This is a genomic window from Blautia sp. 1033sp1_1033st1_G9_1033SCRN_220408 (assembly GCF_040929965.1).
Classification (GTDB): Bacteria; Bacillota; Clostridia; order Lachnospirales; family Lachnospiraceae; genus Blautia_A; species Blautia_A ammoniilytica.
Window position 1 is genome coordinate 44,594 of the sequence record NZ_JBFKZO010000007.1, and the last position, 20,890, is coordinate 65,483.

At 45.0% G+C, this 20,890-nt stretch carries 20 protein-coding genes and 1 riboswitch; of the genes, 1 reads left to right on the plus strand and 19 read right to left on the minus strand.

Annotation, left to right across the window (positions count from 1 at the left end):
- Positions 1-40: 40 nt before the first annotated feature.
- A riboswitch (TPP riboswitch) is annotated at positions 41-150 on the minus strand.
- Positions 151-282: 132 nt separating this feature from the next.
- Positions 283-603 (plus strand): DUF1540 domain-containing protein, encoded by a 321-nt coding sequence (locus tag AB5916_RS07240; protein WP_368189988.1) that lies wholly within the window; start codon positions 283-285, stop codon positions 601-603.
- 80 nt (positions 604-683) lie between these two features.
- Here AB5916_RS07240 and ftsZ read toward each other — a convergent pair whose 3' ends face one another.
- The 19 genes from ftsZ to AB5916_RS07335 all read right to left on the minus strand — a co-directional run bounded on the left by ftsZ (position 684) and on the right by AB5916_RS07335 (position 20,608).
- Complete coding sequence (gene ftsZ, locus AB5916_RS07245) at positions 684-1,832, minus strand: cell division protein FtsZ (RefSeq protein WP_158421880.1); 1,149 nt, start codon at positions 1,830-1,832, stop codon at positions 684-686.
- Between the two features lie 140 nt (positions 1,833-1,972).
- Positions 1,973-3,049, minus strand: coding sequence for a cell division protein FtsQ/DivIB (locus tag AB5916_RS07250; RefSeq protein ID WP_368189989.1), 1,077 nt, complete (start codon positions 3,047-3,049; stop codon positions 1,973-1,975).
- 40 nt (positions 3,050-3,089) lie between these two features.
- Positions 3,090-4,385: a UDP-N-acetylglucosamine 1-carboxyvinyltransferase gene (murA, locus tag AB5916_RS07255; protein WP_368189991.1), complete on the minus strand. Its 1,296-nt coding sequence runs from the start codon at positions 4,383-4,385 to the stop codon at positions 3,090-3,092.
- 14 nt (positions 4,386-4,399) lie between these two features.
- Positions 4,400-5,515 (minus strand): FtsW/RodA/SpoVE family cell cycle protein, encoded by a 1,116-nt coding sequence (locus tag AB5916_RS07260; protein ID WP_368189992.1) that lies wholly within the window; start codon positions 5,513-5,515, stop codon positions 4,400-4,402.
- Between the two features lie 25 nt (positions 5,516-5,540).
- Positions 5,541-6,896 carry a UDP-N-acetylmuramoyl-L-alanine--D-glutamate ligase gene (murD, locus tag AB5916_RS07265; protein ID WP_368189993.1) on the minus strand — a complete coding sequence of 452 codons (1,356 nt, stop codon included), beginning with the start codon at positions 6,894-6,896 and terminating at the stop codon, positions 5,541-5,543.
- Between the two features lie 13 nt (positions 6,897-6,909).
- Positions 6,910-7,866, minus strand: coding sequence for a phospho-N-acetylmuramoyl-pentapeptide-transferase (gene mraY, locus AB5916_RS07270; protein ID WP_368189995.1), 957 nt, complete (start codon positions 7,864-7,866; stop codon positions 6,910-6,912).
- A gap of 60 nt (positions 7,867-7,926) precedes the next feature.
- The gene (locus AB5916_RS07275) at positions 7,927-9,669 is read right to left on the minus strand and encodes a peptidoglycan D,D-transpeptidase FtsI family protein (protein WP_368189997.1); all 1,743 of its coding nucleotides are present in this window, start codon (positions 9,667-9,669) and stop codon (positions 7,927-7,929) included.
- 117 nt (positions 9,670-9,786) lie between these two features.
- Complete coding sequence (locus AB5916_RS07280; protein WP_368189999.1) at positions 9,787-11,955, minus strand: peptidoglycan D,D-transpeptidase FtsI family protein; 2,169 nt, start codon at positions 11,953-11,955, stop codon at positions 9,787-9,789.
- Positions 11,956-12,117: 162 nt separating this feature from the next.
- Entirely contained in the window at positions 12,118-12,669 is a 552-nt protein-coding gene (locus tag AB5916_RS07285; protein ID WP_368190001.1) for a septum formation initiator family protein, read from the minus strand.
- 28 nt (positions 12,670-12,697) lie between these two features.
- Positions 12,698-13,636, minus strand: a complete 939-nt coding sequence (gene rsmH / locus AB5916_RS07290) for a 16S rRNA (cytosine(1402)-N(4))-methyltransferase RsmH (protein WP_158421845.1) — start codon at positions 13,634-13,636, stop codon at positions 12,698-12,700.
- A gap of 35 nt (positions 13,637-13,671) precedes the next feature.
- Positions 13,672-14,103, minus strand: coding sequence for a division/cell wall cluster transcriptional repressor MraZ (gene mraZ / locus AB5916_RS07295; protein ID WP_158421844.1), 432 nt, complete (start codon positions 14,101-14,103; stop codon positions 13,672-13,674).
- 302 nt (positions 14,104-14,405) lie between these two features.
- A complete protein-coding gene (gene lgt / locus AB5916_RS07300; RefSeq protein WP_244092952.1) occupies positions 14,406-15,479 on the minus strand; it encodes a prolipoprotein diacylglyceryl transferase in 1,074 nt (357 codons plus the stop codon).
- A 17-nt stretch (positions 15,480-15,496) separates the two neighbouring features.
- Positions 15,497-16,594, minus strand: a complete 1,098-nt coding sequence (gene ychF / locus AB5916_RS07305) for a redox-regulated ATPase YchF (protein WP_158421842.1) — start codon at positions 16,592-16,594, stop codon at positions 15,497-15,499.
- A 114-nt stretch (positions 16,595-16,708) separates the two neighbouring features.
- Complete coding sequence (locus AB5916_RS07310; RefSeq protein WP_368190005.1) at positions 16,709-17,890, minus strand: tyrosine-type recombinase/integrase; 1,182 nt, start codon at positions 17,888-17,890, stop codon at positions 16,709-16,711.
- An 89-nt stretch (positions 17,891-17,979) separates the two neighbouring features.
- Positions 17,980-18,186: an excisionase gene (locus AB5916_RS07315; protein WP_191493648.1), complete on the minus strand. Its 207-nt coding sequence runs from the start codon at positions 18,184-18,186 to the stop codon at positions 17,980-17,982.
- 50 nt (positions 18,187-18,236) lie between these two features.
- Positions 18,237-19,022: a DUF6551 family protein gene (locus AB5916_RS07320; RefSeq protein ID WP_368190007.1), complete on the minus strand. Its 786-nt coding sequence runs from the start codon at positions 19,020-19,022 to the stop codon at positions 18,237-18,239.
- Entirely contained in the window at positions 19,019-20,029 is a 1,011-nt protein-coding gene (locus AB5916_RS07325) for a hypothetical protein (RefSeq protein ID WP_368190009.1), read from the minus strand. Before AB5916_RS07325 ends, AB5916_RS07320 begins: the two co-directional genes overlap by 4 nt.
- A gap of 4 nt (positions 20,030-20,033) precedes the next feature.
- Positions 20,034-20,234, minus strand: coding sequence for a hypothetical protein (locus AB5916_RS07330; protein WP_368190011.1), 201 nt, complete (start codon positions 20,232-20,234; stop codon positions 20,034-20,036).
- Positions 20,231-20,608 carry a type II toxin-antitoxin system PemK/MazF family toxin gene (locus AB5916_RS07335; RefSeq protein WP_368190013.1) on the minus strand — a complete coding sequence of 126 codons (378 nt, stop codon included), beginning with the start codon at positions 20,606-20,608 and terminating at the stop codon, positions 20,231-20,233. Before AB5916_RS07335 ends, AB5916_RS07330 begins: the two co-directional genes overlap by 4 nt.
- Between the last annotated feature and the right edge of the window lie 282 nt (positions 20,609-20,890).

Sequence of the window (20,890 nt, forward strand, 5' to 3'; positions counted from 1 at the left end):
CTTTTCCTCCATAAAAAAAGCCTCTGCCATACTAAAAGCAGAGACTACTCATCCTCTTCCCTACGTTGGCATTATCCAAATCAGGTTACGGGTCAAAACGGAATCACGTTTCCTCTCAGCCGGTTTTCACCAGCTCCCCTTTTTCATGCTCATATTATAGCGCAGCATAGATGGCTTTGCAATAATTTTACCATAATTTCCCATACATATTACATAGCAAAACGCAGACACTATCATTGTATATACAAAGATGCCCTGCATCTAATAAAAGGAGGAATGATCATGACTATTTTGAAATGTTCAGCTGCCAACTGTGTTTATAATGATGCCCATCAGTGTTCCAGAGGTGAGATCAATGTTATGGGCGAAAGCGCCCGCATTGCAGATGAAACCTGCTGTGGAAGCTTTCAGGAAAAATCTGATGCAGCAACAAATGGTATGGAATGCCACCGTGGCTGCGAAAAGATCCAGATTGAATGTAAAGCCCACAACTGCGCATACAACGACAATTGCAAATGTACAGCAGCAGCCATTGATGTAGATGGTTCCAGGGCACAGTGCTGCCATGAAACCAAATGCGGAACCTTTGCCTGTAAATGTTAAGATGTAAAGTAAAAAGGCTGCAGCACAGCAGAGAGTAATTTCCTGCTGTGTCGCAGCCCTGATATTTCACAAAAAATTGATTAACGGTTCTTAAGGAAATCCGGAATCTGGATATCCTTCTTCTGCACTGTACTGGAAGGTGTCTTCGCAGTAAATGGTGTAGCATTCATAGTAGGCATACTAAAGCTTGGCATCTTAAAAGAAGATGTTGTGCTTGTCTGTGCTGCCGGTCTTTTTGCATTAAAAGATGCATTACTGCTTCTGTTACCAAAAGGACTGGTATTCTGTGCTGCATCACTAAGGCCTGTAGCAATAACAGTGATTCTTGCATAATCAGCAACTGAATCATCATACATTGCACCAAAGATGATATTTGCATCCTCTCCTGTAAGCTCCTGTACATAGCTAGCTGCATCATTGGCATCCATAAGGGAAATATCACCGGAAATATTAATGATAACGTGTGTAGCACCTTTAATGGTAGTCTCAAGCAGAGGAGAAGAAACAGCCTGCTGTACAGCCTCCATAGCCTTATCATCGCCTCTGGCCTCACCAATACCGATGTGTGCAATACCCTTATCTGTCATAACGGTCTGTACATCTGCAAAGTCAAGATTGATCAGTGCCGGCAGATTGATCAGGTCTGTAATACCCTGAACTGCCTGCTGAAGTACTTCATCAGCTTTACGCAGTGCCTCCGGCATAGTAGTCCGACGGTCAACGATCTCCAGTAATTTATCATTCGGGATCACGATCAGTGTATCCACTGCTTTCTTCAGATTCTCAATACCTGCAAGTGCATTGTTCATACGGGTCTTTGCTTCAAAGCGGAAAGGCTTTGTAACAACACCAACGGTAAGGATACCCATCTCCTTTGCTGCTGCTGCAATAACCGGAGCAGCTCCTGTACCGGTACCGCCACCCATACCGCAGGTAACGAAAACCATATCTGCTCCTTCCATGATCTGCTTCACTTCTTCTATACTTTCCTCTGCTGCCTTCTGTCCAACCTCTGGCTGTGCACCTGCACCAAGACCTTTGGTAATCTTCTCGCCAATCTGAAGTACAGTTGGAGCTTTGCACAGAGTTAAAGCCTGTTTATCGGTATTCACACCTACAAACTCTACCCCGCCAATGGCTTCTTCCACCATTCTGTTCACTGCATTATTACCAGCTCCACCTACGCCGATTACAATAATCTTCGCAGATGACTCTGCCTCATTTGACATAATCTCTAACAATGTACTTCCTCCTTTATTTCTATACCTGATATTCAAGTCAAGTTTATTTGTATCAAGCTACATATAGATATATCATATATTTTTTTTTTGAATTAATCAACTACTAATTTTGTTTTTTTATACTTTTTTCACGAATATTCGTCATTCCCTGCATTGGGATTAGAACCTACATAGTTGCCGTCATGGTCATATTCACCAGTTCCTGTATAACTTCCGTCTTCCAGATACCCACCATGCCAGTCTCCATTGGCTGCTATACTTTCTTCGGTAGGCTTAGACCCCACATAATTCCAGTTGGCATCATACTCGCCCTCGCCAGTATAATCTCCCTCTCCGTCATATCCGCCATGCCAGTTTTCAAGGGCATAATCCAGTTCACTTTTGGGCTTTGCCCCTACATACTTGCCATTTTCGTCATATTCCCCATCACCGGTATATTCTCCATTTTCATTATAACCGCCGGTCCAGTTCTCAGCAGTTACCGGTTCTACCTCTGCTTCGAAGGTACAATTCTTTTCAGTCTCGGTAATATTCTCCATATGAAGGATCCCTTTTTGTCCGGAAAGCTTTGGCAGGATGGCAATCGCCCTTGTCATCTTGTCCTCTAGCAGCCTGTCCTCCCCAAGTATGACGGTAACATCCCCATAAATCAGACTGATCCTGGACTTATCATCAATCTGGATGTGATCCGGCACTGTGTCATTCTTCTGAAAAATAGTTGCAAGTGCTACAGCAGTATTCAGAATTGTTTTCCCTTTCAGTGGAAGCTTTTCATTCAAAACTACCTTATCTACCTGGATCCCATCAAAAAAAGGTACCTTCTCATCTCTGGTCTTCAGGCCTTCAACAAAGACTCCGTTTCTGTCAAAGTAAATATAATTATCCAGATAAGGGATGCAGCCTACTACTTTCTTTTCTTTTACACTGATACAGATGGTATCCCTGCCAGTCATAGAAACACTGTATCCTTCTACAAAAGGCATATCGCTGACCTGCTCATTTTTATGAAAAAAAGAAGCCAGCACCGTATTGCTCATGAAGGAACCCTGCAGAGCCATCTCCTTTACCTGATCCTGGGTATAATGAGTACTGCCCATAACTTCAATGGTCCTGACCCGGAAAAAGGAAAAGAAAAAGATAATGCCTGTCAGCAGCACTGCCGCCAGGGTTCCCCAGATTATTTTTTTTGTTTTTTTATCAAACACAAACGTTTCTCCGTTATCTCCAGTTCCCATAATCCATCCTTTAATATTCAAGAATGCCTTGGCTGTCTGTAGCTCTGCCCAGGCTGATCCTGGCACCTGCGCCAGCAAGATCCTGACAGATATGCTCATAGCCTCTGCTGATGAATGAATATCCACTGATCTTTGTAGTACCTTTGGCACACAAGGCAGCAATCACCAAAGCGGCACCGCCCCGAAGCTCCCTGGCAGTTACCTGCCTGCCATATAATGGATATCCACCTTCTATATAAGCTTCCCTGCCGCAGATGTTTATATGTGCTCCCATCTTCACCAGTTCTCCTGCAGCCTTATAACGATCCTCAAAAATCTGTTCCCGGATCAGGCTTTTCCCGGTCACTGTAGTCAGAACTGACATAACCTGTGATTGCAGGTCTGTAGGAAATCCAGGATAAACATCTGTCTTAAGAAGCTTTACCGGACAGTGGATGTTCTGTCCATTGACTATTAGTTTACCACTCTTCCCTTTATATTGTCCACCCATTTTGCAATATACATCCAGAAAGGCATCCAGCTCACCTTCCGGTACATTTTCCAGTGTGATCTCACTTCTTGTGGCTGCTGCGGCACAAATATAAGTTCCTGCAACGATCCGGTCCGGAGGAATCTTCATACATCCGGCTCCTAATTCATCCCTTCCCTCTATAAAAATACAGTCTGTTCCCTCTCCTGTGATCTGCGCTCCCATTGTTTTTAAATATCTGCAAAGCCAAAGAATTTCCGGTTCCCTGGCAGAATTTTTTATAATTGTATTTCCCTTTGCAAGCACAGCAGCCAGAATAGCCTGTTGTGTAGCACCCACACTTCTTTTTGGGAACAATATCTGATTTCCCCAAAGGCCTGACGGAGCAGTTCCCTGGATCACCTGATCTTTTTGGATCACAGCCCCAAGCTGTCTTAGTGCATAAAAATGCAGGTCTATAGGCCTGCTGCCAATTACGCAGCCTCCCGGATACCCAAGCTTTCCTTTACCATTCCTGGCAAGCATGGCTCCAAGCAGAATAACTGATGACCGCATACGTCCTGTATACATTTCCGGTATTTCTTCTTTGTCTGCATTTGTGCAGTCCATATATAGATCATGATCCTCCCACCAGGTAGCTGCTCCCAATGCCTGAAGGATCTTCTCCATACAAAAAACATCTGCGATCCTGGGACATGTCTTAAGAACACTTACGCCTCTGTGCAGCAGGGACGCTGCCATCATGGGAAGCGCCGCATTCTTTGATCCCTGTACAGAAATGGTTCCTTTTAATGGCTTACCACCCACGATACAGATGTAGTCATCCAAACTTTTCACTCCTAAAGAGCCTCTTACCCTTTAGTATATGTAAAGAACTGCTGTTTGTGACTGCTTACGCTAAGAGCCAGCCCCATTTCTCCCATCAGAAAAACCACAGAGGTTCCTCCATAGCTGACAAAGGGCAGTGTAATGCCTGTGTTTGGAATGGTATTTGTTACTACAGCAATATTCAGGATCACCTGAATAGCCATATGGGCCATAATCCCGGTGCAGATCAAAGTTCCTGCCAGATCCGTACACCGAGTGGCGATCACACATAGTCTCCAGATCAGCAATCCGAAAATCAAAATCAATATCAATGCCCCGGTAAGCCCCAGTTCTTCGCAAATAATAGAAAAAATCATATCATTCTGGGCTTCCGGCACAAATCCCAGTTTTTGTATACTGCTTCCCAGCCCTCTGCCAAACAGTCCTCCGCTTCCAATAGCATACAGCCCCTGAATAGTCTGAAAACCTTTTTCGTATTTTTCCGGATCCCGCCAGATAGCCAGACGTTCCAGCCGATAGCTTTCTGCTGCCAGAAACAACACGGCAACTGCCACGCCTGCAGCACCTATACCAAGAAAGCAGGCATATCTGGAGTTTGACGCAAAAATCAGCGCCACTCCGATTCCAAGGATAATAATGGCTGTGCTCAGATTATTGGAGCCCACAAGTCCTATCACCGGAAGAAGTGATACAAGGGTCCGTCCCATAAACCACAAACCAGAAGTGCTGCTTTTGGTTTGCTGGATCTGCCAAACCAAAAAAAGGATCACTGCCACTTTTGCAAACTCTGAAGGCTGAAAAGACAATGGTCCCAGATTCAGCCACCGCCTGGAACCATTGATCTCTTGTCCCACCACCAACACTGCAGCTGACAGACCTAAGGAGGCTCCATAGGCTGCCGGTGCCAGGCGGACAAAAAAGTGATAGTCCATTCCTGCAACCAGAAACATAGTCAGAAGCCCCAGGAACATAGCAAATAACTGTTTCTTAAAATAATAGGCAGAGTCGCCGAAACGTACTCTGCCATTATATTCACTGGTTGAGAAAAGCATGGTCAATCCAAAGACCGCAAGGATCAGCACCAACGTAAGTAAAATCCCGTCTGCTTCTAAATAGCCCTGTTTCTTTCCGGATGCCATAAAATCTCCTGGATCATTCTTTTATTTAAAGATATGAAACAAGCTCCTTAAATATGTCACCTCTCTGCTCATAATTATCAAACTGCCCCCAGCTTGCACAGGCAGGTGAAAGAAGCACTGCATCACCTGGCTCTGCCTTTTGTGCACATACCTGAACCGCTTCCTTCAGGTCTTCACACAGGATGATCTGATGGAAACCATTCTTGTTTGCAGCCTCTTTGATCTTCTCCTTTGTCTGTCCGATCAGTACCAGGTACTTCACTTTACCATCAAACGCCTGGATCCATTCATCATACGTAGAACCTTTATCATAGCCGCCGCCGATCAGCAATGTTGGACGGTTCATCGCCCTGATCCCACGAATGGCAGCGTCCGGATTAGTTCCCTTGGAATCATTATAATATGCAACACCGTTTTTCTCAGTCACATATTCAATCCTGTGAGGAACTGCAGTAAACTCACACACACTCTTACGGATACTGTCAATATCTACGCCGTCATACCATGCCATAGCAACTGCTGCCATCACATTTTCAAAATTATGTTGTCCCAAAAGCTTCAGGTCTCCTGTTTTTACAACCTGGATCTCTTCTTTGTCTGTACGAAGTGTGATCATATCCCCATCCAGGTAGATACCCTTTGAAAGCTTTCTCACACTGGAGAAATAAACCACCTCCGGTACAATGTTTTCGCCAAACTTACGAAGGACCGGATCCTCATAATTCAGTACGCATACATCCTTTGGTCCCTGATTCTTAGTGATCAGCTCCTTCACCCGGATATATTCTTCCATAGTGTGATGACGGTTCAGATGATCCTCAGTAATATTCAGAATCGCACTTACATGAGGGGCAAAATCCTGGATCGTCTCCAGCTGGAAGCTGCTGATCTCAGCTACAGTAATGCTATCTTCCTTCATCATTGGCGCTTTTAATGTATAAGGTGTACCAATATTTCCAACAACAAAAACAGAAGGACGGGCATCTGCCATAATCTTGCCCAGAAGTGCAGTGGTAGTGGTTTTGCCATTAGTGCCAGTAATCGCAAGAACCTGCCCTTTTCCTGTCTGGTACGCCAGTTCTACCTCGCCCCATACCGGCAGCCCCTGTGCATAAAAGCTTTTTACAAGGGGAAGGTCAGTAGGAACCCCAGGACTAAGTACAGCCAGATCCAGACTCTTTTGTACTTCACCAGGCAGTTCTCCTGCATACACCTGCACCGGTGTATCTGCTCCGACTTTATGTATGATCTCTTCTTTGTCAATATCTGCTTTTCCATCAAAAATAACTGGGAGAGCACCTGCTTTTACAAGAAGCTGCGCAGCTCCTATCCCGCTTTTTCCTGTACCGAAAACAAGAACTTTTTTTCCTTTTAAATCCACGACTTTCTCCTCCTTAAAGCGCCAGCAGTCCGATCAGGCACATAATTGCCGTAATAATTGAAAAAACTGCTACAACTCTGGTTTCAGACCATCCGCCAAGTTCAAAATGATGGTGGATCGGGGTCATCCTGAAGATTCTCTTCCCGTGAGTTGCCTTAAAATAAGTAACCTGGATCATAACTGAAAGAACCTCTACCAGATAGATCAGGCCTACAATCAGAATAAACAAAGGCATCTGCATCATGTAAGCACAGCCTGCCACAAATCCGCCCAGTGCAAGGGAACCTGTATCTCCCATAAACACCTTCGCAGGATACACATTGTAAAGCAGAAATCCCATCAGGCCGCCCACTACCGCACAGGTAAAGGGCTCGATCCCGGACTTCAGCCCAATGGAAACAACGGTAAAAAACACTGCAACGATCAGTGTAACGCTGGAAGCCAGACCGTCAACACCGTCTGTAAAATTCACCCCGTTTACAGTACCGATCACTGCAAAGAACAGAAGAGGCACTGCCAGCCAGCCTAAGTCCAGGTAATGTCCGCTCCAGAACGGAATCCGCATAGTCAGTGAAATATCTGTATAATTTAAAATATAGAATGTAAATATCCCTGTAACAACTACCTGCAAAAGCAGCTTCTGCCATGCCAGAAGTCCATCTGACCTGCGGAGCACAACCTTCAGATAATCGTCCAGAAATCCAATCAGTCCAAAGCCTAATGTAAGAAACAGCACAGGAATGATCTTGGGATAATCCTTTACATAAAACAGAGCCGTGATCACTGTGGATACAAGAAACATCACGCCTCCCATGGTAGGTGTCCCTGCTTTCTTCAGATGGGACTGTACGCCTTCTACTCTTTCTGTCTGACCCATTTTCAGCTTTTTAAGAAAAGGGATCACAACAGGGCCTAATATTGCACTGATTCCAAAAGAAATCAGCACGGGAATCACAACTTGAAAATCCATTTCACACCTCTTATTTCTTTCGTCTTTTTTAAAGCAACTTATAGTATACGGCTTTTTCACCTATTTATCAAGACTGTAGCTGCATTCTATACCCAGATAGGGCAGAACATTCTCAAAAATCCGTCGGATCACAGGTGCGGCTATGGTGCCTCCGTAATACATTCCCTGGGGATTGTGAATAATGCAAAGTCCCAGAACAATAGGCTCTTCTGCTGGTGCAAAGCCAAGAAAAGAAGAAATATATCGGTTAGCACTTCTTGGAAGAGTCTGTGAAGTAGCTGTTTTCCCTCCAATAGAATAGCCCTCAATCTTTGCATTTTTTCCGGAGCCTTCTGATACCACCTTTTCCAGAATGTTCCGCACCCGCTTGGAGGTTTCCTCTGACAGGATCCCCTGCTCCACTGGATAAGAAAGCTCTTTGATATTTCTCCCATCCGGACTTTGTACTGCCACTGCAAAATGAGGAGTCACTCTTTTCCCACCGTTGATGATCCCACTTACCGTTGCTGCCAGCTGAATGGGCGTGATCTGAAAAGACTGTCCAAAGGACACTGTAGCCAGTTCCACATTTCCCATTTTATTTTTCTGATGCATGATGGTTCCTGCTTCACCAGGCAGATCGATCCCTGTTTTTTTCAAAAGTCCAAACTGTTTGAAATATTTGTAATAATTATCCACTCCCAGCCGCAGGCCTACTTCAATAAAAACTGGGTTGCAGGAATTTTCTGCTCCCTGAACAAAATTCTGTGAGCCATGTCCTCTACGGTTGGCACAGTGGATCCTTCGGTCATCTACCAGCTTATATCCCGGGCAATAAAAGGAATCTTCTTCTGTAACGACTCCTTCCTCCAGTCCGGCTGCCATTGTAATGATCTTAAAGGTAGAACCAGGTTCATAAGTATCATTCATGCATGGATTTCTCCACATCTGGTTCAACAGATCCTGCTTTTCCTGCTGGCTAAGGTCAGATGCATCCTGTTCCGTATTCAGTTCAAAAGGCTGGTTCAAATCAAATTCCGGCACATTTACACAGGCATAGATTTCACCGTTCTGAGGATTCATCAAAAGGATGGAGACCCTGTCCGCCTTTTTTTCCTCCATCACCTTTTGTGCCGCCTGCTGCACATATTCCTGGATGCTGGCATCCAGACTGATCCGAAGATCCTGCCCTGCCACCGGTTCCTTTCTTTTTTCTCCTTTATCTGTAAGTTCCACTCCCCTGGCATCTGTAACCGTCAGAATTTTCCCATTTTCTCCCCTTAATACATCCTCATATTTTACTTCCAGCCCGATGATTCCCTGATTGTCCCCACCTGTAAAGCCAAGTACTTTGGAAGCCAGATCTCCATAGGGGTACCACCGTTTGTAATCCTCATCCACCTTCACTCCTTCCAGCTGGCACTCACGGATCTGATCCCCTGTTTCCTTGTCAACATTTGTACGGATCCTTTCTATAGAAGAAACCTTTTCCACTTGTTTCCGTACCTGACCAGGATCCATGGAAAGCTTTTCTGCCAGTACCCGGATCACCTTTTCCGGTTCTTTGATCTGACTGTGGATCACAGAAATGGTACACACTGTCCGGTTATCTGCCAGTACCTTTCCAGCTGCATCCAGGATCTTTCCCCTTTCTGTCTTAATATCCCGTTCTCTTTCATGAAGCTCCTCTGCTTTCCTGTAATAATGATCTGACTGAAAGCCCATTAGACACACCAGACGTATCATCAGTCCAAGCAACAGAATACTGCAGATGGCAAGGATCATCCACACTTTTTTCCTGTGAAAAGTCAGACTTTTTTTCACAAATATCCTTTCCGGGTTTTCCCTGTTCTATTGTAACCACTATATCCGCACATAGAAAAACCCTGCCAGAACTGTCATATTAATATATGAACTGTCCTTGCAGGGTTATCACTTTTCTTATTCCAGACCAGCCTCTTCGTTGGTCAGTCCTTCGCTTTCCATGTCATTGTCCTGTGCAGTCTTAGAATCTCCGTCAAGAGGCGCCGGAATGCTTGTATCTGATACAGCTTCCTGCAAACCACTGCCATCACCTGCTCCATCAAGATTATCTGACTTAATGTATTCTCCATTCTCATCAATCTGATAGCTTCCATCTGCATTGAGAAGATAACCATTTTCATCGATACGGTTGCCATCCCAGTCGATCAGATTACCATTACCGTCCACAAGATTGCCATTTTCATCCAGAGAACTTTCTGTATTATTTGAAAGATATCCCTGAAAGCCTTCCCACAGTTCTGTAACCGGTGTTTCTCCATCAGAAGTCTCATCCGGTGCTACGTTCAGATAAGGAAGAAGCTCGGAAAGAATTCCCTGTGCAATATACTGTGCATAGGTACTGGTTGCCTGATCCTCTGCGTTTGGCTCATCCACAACCACGTAGATCACAACCGCAGGATCATCCACAGGGGCGAATCCTATAAAGGAAACCAGGTACTTCTTATTTCCACGGGGAAACTTCTCTGCTGTACCTGTCTTACCACCGGAACTGTAGCCCTGAACCCTTGATGTCTGACTGGTACCACGAAGCACACTCTGGTGCATATAGCTGCGGATATCTGTAGAAATATTAGAGGAAATGGTCTGTTTCATTAGAACCGGGTTCACGGTTTTTATCACACTTCCATTGCTGTCCTTGATCTTTGTCACAAGATGAGGCTGATAATAATATCCACCATTCACAACGGAGCACATAGCATTGATCTCCTGAAGCATGGTACAGGTAAATCCTTGTCCGAATGCAGAGCAGGCAAGTTCAGTCTCGCCCATCGTATCTGTAGTATGGATAATACCTGTTCCTTCGTTTGGCAGGTCAATGCCTGTCCTGGATCCAAAATTAAATACACTTTGTGCTTTGATAAACTGCTCACTGCCCATAGCTGCAGCGATCTGCATCATACCGTCATTACAGGAGTTTGCAATAACATCTGCCAGCGTCTCTGTACCGTGGGCATTCGGCCATACCGCACACTTAATAAAAGTATCTGTACCAAAGGCCTGGCCTCCATCACATATAAAAGTATCCGAAGTGCTGATCTTGCCTTTTTCCAGTGCTGAAGCCATAACTATAGGCTTTATAACAGAACCGGGCTCATAAGCATCTGTTACGCAGAAATTACTCCACATGGCATTTAATGCCTCTACCGTCTCTTCATCATTCATTCCTTTGATCTCGTCCTTGGTATAAAGCTGGGAAAGATCTCTGGGCTCGTTCAGATCATACCGGTCTCCACCGTCCATGGCAAGGATTTCTCCGTTGGAAGGATCTTCCACGATCACGCCTACATTCTTTGCTCCCATCCGTTCATTGAAAGCATTCACATATTTTTCCACGATCTGCTGTGCTCCCATGTCCAGACTAAGATCCAAACTGTTGCCATTGCTAGGCTCAATAATGGTTTGTTCCACATCGGAGCTGCTATTAAAATAGCCATATTGACGGCCGTCTACCCCATTCAGGGTACTGTTGTAGTAGCCCTCGATGCCGCTGTCTGCCACATCCCTTTCCAATGTAAATCCAATAGTATCGCAGGCAGATTCATTATATGGATAAATTCTCAGATAATCCTCTTCAAACCATACGCCCTGTACATTATTTTTTTCCTGGATCTGCTCTTTCGAAAGATCACTTTCCTCAGGAATGGATTTGTAGTCCTCAAAAGCCTTTTTATCATCCATGGAAATCTGCTTCTTAATGATCTGATACTGGCTGTTCTTGGTACTTTCTGCTGTAAGACGGGTACGGATCTCTCCCTCTTCAATCCCAAGCACGCTGGTCAGTGCACGAACGGTGGGTTCCACATAATCCTCATTTTCATTTACTGCCTTGCAATCCAGGATCACATTGTAAACCTTATTACTGGTAGCCAGGATATTCCCGTTCCGGTCGTAGATATCTCCTCGCTTTGCAGGCATCACCCTGCTTTCATATTTTTGCTGTGCCTGGCTTAGTACCTGTTTTTTGTATTTGTTCCCGCTTGTTGCATTAATGTATGTGATTCTCATTGCTAATGCAAAAAAAGCTCCTATCACTATTGCAAACAGTAATATCAGCTTCTTCCGCATAACATAATTAATTTTTTTCTCTGGCCTTTTTTTCCTTCTTTTGTCCATGCTGCTCAATAGATCACCTGCCTTGCTTTCTAATCAGTTGGATACCAGTACAGCGAATATTAAGTAACCACCATATTGACTTGTCTTAATTTTCACTGTACTAGGAAGCGCCTGTTAAGGCACATCCTGATATTGCCGTACATAGCTTCCCCCCTCAACACTATAAGTCATCACCTGATCATCAGACGGATTTTTCATTCCAAGTCGTCCGATGGCAATCTTCTTGATCTTATCCAGGTCTACATTGGAAGTAACCTCACTGTAGTAAGCATCATTATCCTCTTTCAACTGAGCCAGTTCTGATTCCAGAGATGCTACCTGACTGATCTTCCTTGTATAATCTGACTTCAGCCTCAGATAATTGATACAGCAAAACAGGACTGCTGTGGATACAACCGCAATGAAAACAACAAACTTCCGGTTCATGCTCATTGCTTTTGCCCTGTTCTTCTTTGCCTCTTTACTAAGTGTACGCTGCCTTTCCTGAGTTCGGGGGCTTGCTGCCACTTTGGCAGGCTGCCTTGCAGGACACTGTGCCGGAGGATAATATCTCCGCTCTGGCACTTCCTGAAGCTTGCGTGCTGCACTTCCGTCTATATATACCCCTCTGGGATTTCTGGCGCTATTCATATTTCTTCTTGCTGTAGTAGGTCTGTTTGCCGCCATTTTATTTCCCCTCTAACTTACTGTCTGACTAACTTCTGCTTCGCTCAAAAATCCGCAGCTTTGCACTTTTGGAACGTGGATTCTCTTCCATCTCTTCCTCACTTGGAAGAATAGGCTTTCTTGTGATCACTTGTCCCTTTGATTTTTTTCCACATACACATACCGGAAAATCCGGTGGACATGTACATGGATTTTCATTCTTTCTGAATATGGTCTTAACGATCCTGTCTTCCAGAGAATGGAAGGTGATAATGCAGATCCTTCCTCCATCATTCAGAAGATCGATCATACCATCCAGAGAATCTCTCAATACATCCAGTTCTTTATTCAGTTCTATACGAATCGCCTGGAAAGTACGCTTGGCAGGATGGCCTCCTGTTGCCTGTATCTTCATGGGAATCGCTCCGCGGATAATCTCCGTCAGTTCCCCAGTTGTGGCGATAGGCTTCTTTTCCCTTGCTGCCACAATATGCTTTGCAATATTCTTTGCAAATTTATCTTCCCCGTAGTCTCTGATGATACGGTAAAGTTCTTTTTCTTCATAACCGTTGACGATGTCTGATGCGGTCTGGCTCTGCCTCTGATCCATTCTCATGTCCAGTGGAGCATCTACCCTGTAGGTAAATCCTCGCTCTTCATTGTCCAGCTGATAAGAGGATACTCCAAGATCCAGCAGGATTCCGTCTACCCCGTAAATTCCCCGGGCAGAAAGTTCCTGTCCCATGTAACAATAATTGCTGCGAATGATTGTCGCCTGTTTGTAGGCGCCCAGCCTTTCACTCGCAGCAATTATTGCATCTTGGTCTTGATCTATACCAATAAATCTCCCCTTGGCAGAAAGTTTTTCACATACCCTGCAGGCATGTCCCGCACCTCCTAAAGTCCCATCCACATAGGTTCCATCAGGCTTTACCCTTAAACCGTCAACAGCCTCTTCCAGTAATACAGATTTGTGTTTGAATTCCATTTCCGTCTCCTGTTGGATTTGTCCTTAGAACTGCCTTATATAACGATTCCCATTTCCTGCATGCCTTCTGCAATGCTGTCCATGTCGTCATAATTGCAGTTTTCATTCCATTTTTCTTTGCTCCAGACTTCAATCCTGTTAAGATTTCCAGTCAGAACCACATCTTTATCCAGACCAGCAAACTCCCTTAAGGTCTGTGGTACAAGGATTCTCCCCTGCTTGTCCAGCTCACATGTGGTGGCTCCTGCCACAAAGAATCTTGAAAAGGTTCTTGCGTTCTTGTTCGTAAGTGGTAATGCTCTGAGTTTTGTTTCAAAGGCTTCCCATTCATCCATAGGATATATAGAAAGACAACCATCCAGTCCCTTGGTCAGAACAAACTCTTCCCCTAAGAGTTCTCTGAACTTAGAAGGGATAATCAGCCGCCCCTTCGCATCGATTGTGTGGTTGTATTCTCCCATGAACATATTTACTCACCTACTCTCGGGAAATACGAGTCTCCCCTTCGTATTTCCGGGATGCGGATGGAACTGTCTGCCACATTGTCCCCATTCGCCTCCACTATTCTCCACTTTCTACCACTTATGGGTTTATTCTAAACCATTTAGATGAAAAACGCAAGTAGGAATCCTTATTTTTTAGCTGGACCACCTGTAAAATATTTCCATGCAACAGAAAAAAAGTGGGTACTCTCCACATTCCTGTGAACAGTTACCCACTCTATGATCATTCTATTTCTTCAGCCAGCATGGCTGCATTCATGAACCTGTCAAGCTTCCGGCTCATTTCCAGATTCTTCAGCAGATCCTGACGGCACCGGATCTGTCTGTCCAGCTTCTTTTGCAGCTTCTGCATCCGGATCTTCAGGATTCTCTTTCGTATGCGTCTCAGATAAGAGGTCATCCGCTTCCAGGGAATCATGTCCTTCTGCTTCCCGGGCAGCTTTTTCTTCTGCTTCATAATCTTCCTCTCTTCTACGTTTTTTTACTTTTGCACGTTTCTTCGCCATTGTCCTGCGTACCATTCCCATGATCCCACATAATACAAACAGTATCACAGAGATCACCATGGAAACAGAAATACCTGTCCCTGGTATCACCAGCTTGTCTGTACGGATCCACTCCAGCAGAAATCTCCCCAGTCCGTAACCCGTAAGATATCTAAGAAAAATCTCCCCCTGGAAGCTTTTTCTCCTCTTCCACACAAGGAGAAGAAGGAACAACACCAGGCACCATGCGCTTTCGTAAAAAAAGGCAGGATGTACCTGAACAAAGGAAACTCCGTTTACAGTCACAAGATTTTCCCGCATAGCCGCACTGACCTGGCTGCTTCGTACTGAAGATAAAGGAAGCTGCATGGCAAGAACCGAATTGGTATATTCCCCAAAGGATTCCCTGTTAAAAAAATCTCCCCATCTTCCTATTATCTGTGCCACTACCAGTCCCATACATGCAGTATCTGCCATTTTCATAAAGGAAAGCCTGCGTATTCCACAGTAAATAGCAGCCCCCAGCATGCCGCCTAACAAACCGCCGTAAAAAGCCATTCCTCCATTCCGGATATTAAAGATCTCCAGAATATTGTCTTTATAAAGATCCCAGGAAAATCCCACATAAAAAAGCCGGGCACCTATCAGGCCAAAGATCACAGCTGTGATCATCATTCCAACGTAAGCATCCTGATTTTCATTTCTGCGTTTTGCTTCAAGAACAATAAAAGCAAGTCCTGCAAGCATCCCCAATGCAAGGAGCATCCCTCCGAAGGTGATCTCAAAGCCGAATATCCGTACAGATCTGCCCACATATCCAAGTTCCACCCCAAGATTAGGAAAACGAATCATCATATCCATATATCACCGTTTTATACGTTGAACCTGAATAAGATCACATCTCCATCCTGCACAACGTAATCCTTTCCTTCCATGCGAACCAGGCCCTTTTCTCTGGCTCCTGCGTAAGATCCACAGTCCAGAAGATCCTGATAATTTACTACCTCCGCTTTAATAAATCCTCTTTCAAAATCAGAATGGATCTTTCCTGCTGCCTGAGGTGCCTTTGTACCGATCTTAATTGTCCATGCACGTGTTTCATCCTCTCCGGATGTAAGGAAACTCATCAGACCAAGAAGATGATAGCTTGCACGGACAAGCTTCTCAAGTCCTGATTCTTTCAGCCCCAGATCTTCCAGGAACATTTTCTTCTCATCATCATCCAGTTCAGAAATCTCTTCCTCGATCTGTGCACAGATCACAAATACTCCACTGTTCTGTTCTTTTGCGTATTCACGCACCTCTGCCACATATTTATTGGACTCACCGTCATCTGCCAGATCATCCTCAGCCACGTTAGCAGCATAGATCACAGGCTTCCATGTAAGAAGGTTGTATGTACCCATCCATCCCTCTTCATCCTCATTGTCCAGTTCCATAGTGATGGCCATCTTGCCGTCCTCCAGATGCTTCTTGATCTTCTGAAGGAAATCCAGTTCCTTAGCTGCTTCTTTATCCATACGTGCAGTCTTTGTAACCTTTGCGATCCTGCGCTCCAGGATCTCCAGATCAGAGAAGATCAGCTCCAGGTTGATGGTCTCAATATCACGAAGCGGATCAATACTTCCATCTACGTGGATCACATTAGAGTCTTCAAAGCAGCGTACCACATGTACAATGGCATCTACTTCACGAATATTGGCCAGGAACTGGTTGCCAAGTCCCTCTCCTTTGGATGCTCCCTTTACAAGGCCTGCTATATCCACAAATTCGATCACTGCCGGTGTTACCTTCTTGGAATGATAAAAATCTCCTAAAAGCTTCAGTCTTTCATCCGGCACTGTTACAACTCCCACATTGGGGTCAATGGTGCAGAATGGGTAGTTAGCTGATTCTGCCCCTGCTTTCGTCAGGGAATTAAACAATGTACTTTTGCCTACATTGGGCAGGCCTACGATTCCTAGTTTCATATATCTTTACATCTCCTTTGTTTTTGTTATATTTACAAGGTTTTTCGGGTTCCCTTTCGGTGGAACTACACCATTTTTACACCATTTTCTCATTTAACTATATAGGGTTTTATATCAGGATACCCGATTCCTTTCAAATTGCCTTACAGCTAGATCAAGGGATTCATCTGTTACATGGACATACCTATCCATTGTGGTTTTAATACTTGCATGACCAAGAAGGCTTTGCAAAACCTTTGGCTGCATACCACTCTCAATAGCCCTTGTTGCATAAGTATGACGCAATGCGTGCATACAGAAACGATCGATCCCGGCTTCATCACAGAGCTTATACAGATGGGTATCGTAAGAGCTGTTTTTTGCAGGCTCCCCCGTTCTCCAGTTAATAAAGACAAGATCGTGCATAACCAGACGAGCAGTAGTACCTGTACGCCTGTCAATATACTCCAGTGTTTGCGAGAGTAATGGAGACTCCTTTCTATCAGTACGGCTATCATATATCGTCTTCAGGATTTCATAAGCTTTATCCGTCAAAGGTATTGTACGATAGCTGTTCTGCGTTTTAGGAGGCCCAGCACGCCAAAAATGCTGTCCATGTCTGTATTCCAGTGTCTTATTTACGGTGAGTGTCTTCTTATTAAAATCAATCGCATCCCAAGTCAAGCCAATCATCTCACCAGTCCGCAATCCCGTTTCAAGAATCAACGCATACTGGTTATAATTATGAGATCGTTTAGCCACTTCGAGAAACTTCTTTTGATCTTCTCGTGTAAGAAAACGAATATCATCTTTTGCCCTGACTGGTTTCGTATATCGGACACCATCCATCGGATGTTTGGAAATCATGCCATTCATCAATGCAGCTTTGAACATTGTGCCCATAGTAATGTATGTCTGTCGAATCGTAGAACCAGCATAATCCGCATCCATTTGAATTAACACTTTCTTACAGTGCATAGGCCGTACATTGGATAAAAGCATTCTCCCAATTACCGGCTGGATATTATTAACATATCGTTCACGATAATTTCTGAGCGTGTTAGGTGCCAAATCCCCTACAATATTTTCAATCCAAAAATCGAACCATTCATCGACTATTGTATCAGTTGGCACAAACACCTCTTCATGCTTATCCGCATATTTTGCTTCTTCAATCCAATTTCTCGCTTCTGGAATAGTACGAAAATACTTTTCGTGTCTTTTTCCCGATTTATCTACAAATCTCGCGCAATACAACCCGTCCTTTCTTTGGCAGATTCCTTTGCCACATTCTTTGCCTTTGAGATTTTTTCCCATGTGAAACTCCTTTCCCACAGGCGGGAAAGGTTCCACTGCAACACTCAGATTATATCACAGTGGCCCTAAACCCTCAAGAGTATAGCTCATCAGATTACAAGTTTCTGACTGATGTACTCTTCAAATTCTTTACGTTTTACTAATTTTTTTGTACCTACAAATAAAACGAACGGACAGCCTGGTGCACGCAACATACTATCAATCTTGTTTATTCCAATATTGCTGTACTCAGCTGCCTCCTTCGCTGTTAATGTCATCTTCAAATGAATGGGAACTTTCCCGTCATAATATTCCATAGACCCACTACCTCCTCTCCGCCGACATCAAGCTACTAGCATTATAGAAACTAAAATTTCAGAGACAACATATAGCGACGGCTGTTTCCGTTGTACATTCGATAAACCTGATACATATATTTTTTGTACCCAGCCATATTCACACCAAGTGAACGGCCTTCCCTGTAAATGGTAAGCGGATCGTACCGGCGCAGCTGTTCAACCAGGCGCTTAGAGCTATATTCATCGTGATAGAGATCCACGAAGAACACCACACCAAGCAAAATCTCAAAACGAAGAGAATCCGGAGCGCCGTCCCATGCATTGACAATGTGCTGCATTCCTTCCTTATAAATTTTTTCGCCCACCTTCTTGTAGATGGAATAGGCAGTGCCCACGCAGCCAATCCGGTACTTGCCTCTGTCCTGGTTGTAGTCCAGCCGCAAGCCCACCTCCTCCGTAGCTTTCAGAAACGCCACCGCATCCGGATCATTGCCGTAGATCAGCGCCCGCATTTTCGCACCGGCGGTGAGCTGAGCGGAAACACCAGTCTGCTGGGCAAACAAAATAGCCTCATCCAGTTCGGAGAGACCATAAAATACTTTGCAGCGGATGGGCAAGTCCTGACCACCATTGCGGAGCTTTCTGGCGGCAATGGTATGCTGACCGTCAAAAACATAATAGTGACCGTCACGGAAGCTGACTTTCGGATCATTGGCGATATGCTCATCAAATTCTGCCGCGATCTTGCGGACACGGTTGGGATTCAGTTCCCGCTGGTAAGCGTTACGAGGGACTTCCAAATTCTTGCTGTAGATCATCATCTCGTCAAAGGGGCAGTTAATCAGGTTCTTCATGTTGGTTCCTCCTGTTCGATTTTGTGAATAAATTGAATGGCTTCTTTTAATATTTTCAGTACCTTGCGGCGGTACGATTTCTTATTTAAAAGTCCCGGATAGCTTTCAAAGCAGCGGAGACATCGGCGAATCATGGTAGATACCGCGTCCTCCAGTTCGTAGAACATGGTGCTTTCATCAGCAAGTTCTTCCGCAGTTTCCATACCGGAAGAAATCGCAAGGATTTTTTTGATTTCTGTCATGGGGCGGGTGAAAAGCTCTGGCTCTTCCAGATCTTCCTCTAGCTGAGCTTCATCAGCAGTGATCGATGAAGGCTCAATCTCTGTCGGTATTTGTTTTTGAACTGGGGCTGGTGCTTTACCTGGCAGCTGCTTTGGCTGACGCAGCTTTTCAACCAAAGCGGGACGTTTATCCGGCTCAGCTTTGGCTATGGCAGCAACTGCAGTATCCGTAGGCTTAATGGAGCCAGAAAGTAATTCCTGTTTAATACCTGGTGCTATTTCATCTGCAGCATCCACCCCCATTGCGTATCGTTCAGCGCGACGAACATAACTTTCGCTGATGTTATTTTCTCGTGCAATTCGATCACGAGTTCGTTCCGGCTTGTAGTCGGGGTCATTTTGACCCCGACTACTTTCGCACGCTAAGGTAAAACGATTTCCATGGAAACTAGCAGTTATTTTTTCCGCCTCATACCGCTGTCCAATCAGATATTTCTTCTGCTGTGGCGTAAGATTCCGGCGTCCGAGCTGGTTACAGCAAATCCAAGCAATGGCGGCATAGCGGTCAGGAAACTCCTTTTCAAAGACTGTGTATTTGATTTCCGGATGTGCTTGAATGATACGAAAGCGATTATGGCCATCTACGATGCAGCCGTTCCAGACAATCAACGGATTCAGCACAACGCCGTCCTGAAGAATGTTTTCTTCCAACAGCTGGTATTCTTCCTCAGTCAGAGGTGGAATTTTAGACTCAAACTCTGGGTCAATCCGCAGTGCTTCAGCCATTTCATCACCCCCGTTCCGCTGCCGATGTTACATAGTAGTCATAACCCATACGAATCTGGCAGTAAGTGCAGATTTCCTTTACTGTCTGCCTGTAATTTGCCCGCCGGATACGATAAGTCCCTGTGATCTCAAAGTTCTCCCGGCAAATAGGGCAAAGACAGATTAGGGAAGCCCTGTCATTTCCTTGCCGGGTCAGGCGCGTCATACACCGTCCTGGGAAAGCCCCAGGCTGGCACATACCGCTTTATCAATCAGTTCCATCTGAGCTTTGGTCAGCCGCCCAGCGTAGCCACGCAGACGGTGCTTATCAATCACCCGCAGTTGCTCCAACATGAACAACGATTCTCCGTCATATTTCATTCCGGGAATCTTGCTCAGAACAACGTGTGTCGGCAGATATGGCTTTTTGTCTGCCTGCTTTGTAGCAGGTGTGACGATCAATGTAGGTGAATAGAAGTTGCCTACGTCATTCTGCAGGATCAGCACAGGGCGGATACCACCGTGCTCACAGCCGTAGGCGGGATTTAAGTTGGCGAAGTATATCTCTCCGCGATGATATTGTTTGAAATCTCGATCCATTGTGTGTACTCCTTTCTTGTGGGTATGTTAAAGGAGCCAGAACACGGGAATAACCTTCCCGGTCATGGCTCCCGAAAATTTCTTAAGCGGTTATTTTCTCACATTTGTCCTCGACACCCCTGAGAAGCGGGAAATCATCAGGCGGCAGCTTGCTGGGCTGCTCCATAGGCATCTAACCTCCCCGCCTTCCTCGTGGCCGGGCTGCGAATTACAGAAGTATCATTATCCCTGTATGCCGTCCTGGCCCTGCCGGTTGCAATCCGGTATTTGTGGCAAGTATGG

What these genes read in the sequence shown, in the direction of transcription:
- AB5916_RS07240 (WP_368189988.1), top strand. Translation starts at nt 283, where the DNA reads ATGACTATTTTGAAATGTTCAGCTGCCAACTGTGTTTATAATGATGCC.
- ftsZ (WP_158421880.1), bottom strand. Translation starts at nt 1,832, where the DNA reads ATGTCAAATGAGGCAGAGTCATCTGCGAAGATTATTGTAATCGGCGTA.
- AB5916_RS07260 (WP_368189992.1), bottom strand. Translation starts at nt 5,515, where the DNA reads ATGGCATCCGGAAAGAAACAGGGCTATTTAGAAGCAGACGGGATTTTA.
- mraY (WP_368189995.1), bottom strand. Translation starts at nt 7,866, where the DNA reads ATGGATTTTCAAGTTGTGATTCCCGTGCTGATTTCTTTTGGAATCAGT.
- AB5916_RS07280 (WP_368189999.1), bottom strand. Translation starts at nt 11,955, where the DNA reads ATGCGGAAGAAGCTGATATTACTGTTTGCAATAGTGATAGGAGCTTTT.
- AB5916_RS07285 (WP_368190001.1), bottom strand. Translation starts at nt 12,669, where the DNA reads ATGGCGGCAAACAGACCTACTACAGCAAGAAGAAATATGAATAGCGCC.
- rsmH (WP_158421845.1), bottom strand. Translation starts at nt 13,636, where the DNA reads ATGGAATTCAAACACAAATCTGTATTACTGGAAGAGGCTGTTGACGGT.
- mraZ (WP_158421844.1), bottom strand. Translation starts at nt 14,103, where the DNA reads ATGTTCATGGGAGAATACAACCACACAATCGATGCGAAGGGGCGGCTG.
- lgt (WP_244092952.1), bottom strand. Translation starts at nt 15,479, where the DNA reads ATGATGATTCGTTTTCCTAATCTTGGGGTGGAACTTGGATATGTGGGC.
- ychF (WP_158421842.1), bottom strand. Translation starts at nt 16,594, where the DNA reads ATGAAACTAGGAATCGTAGGCCTGCCCAATGTAGGCAAAAGTACATTG.
- AB5916_RS07310 (WP_368190005.1), bottom strand. Translation starts at nt 17,890, where the DNA reads ATGGGAAAAAATCTCAAAGGCAAAGAATGTGGCAAAGGAATCTGCCAA.
- AB5916_RS07315 (WP_191493648.1), bottom strand. Translation starts at nt 18,186, where the DNA reads ATGGAATATTATGACGGGAAAGTTCCCATTCATTTGAAGATGACATTA.
- AB5916_RS07320 (WP_368190007.1), bottom strand. Translation starts at nt 19,022, where the DNA reads ATGAAGAACCTGATTAACTGCCCCTTTGACGAGATGATGATCTACAGC.
- AB5916_RS07325 (WP_368190009.1), bottom strand. Translation starts at nt 20,029, where the DNA reads ATGGCTGAAGCACTGCGGATTGACCCAGAGTTTGAGTCTAAAATTCCA.
- AB5916_RS07330 (WP_368190011.1), bottom strand. Translation starts at nt 20,234, where the DNA reads ATGACGCGCCTGACCCGGCAAGGAAATGACAGGGCTTCCCTAATCTGT.
- AB5916_RS07335 (WP_368190013.1), bottom strand. Translation starts at nt 20,608, where the DNA reads ATGGATCGAGATTTCAAACAATATCATCGCGGAGAGATATACTTCGCC.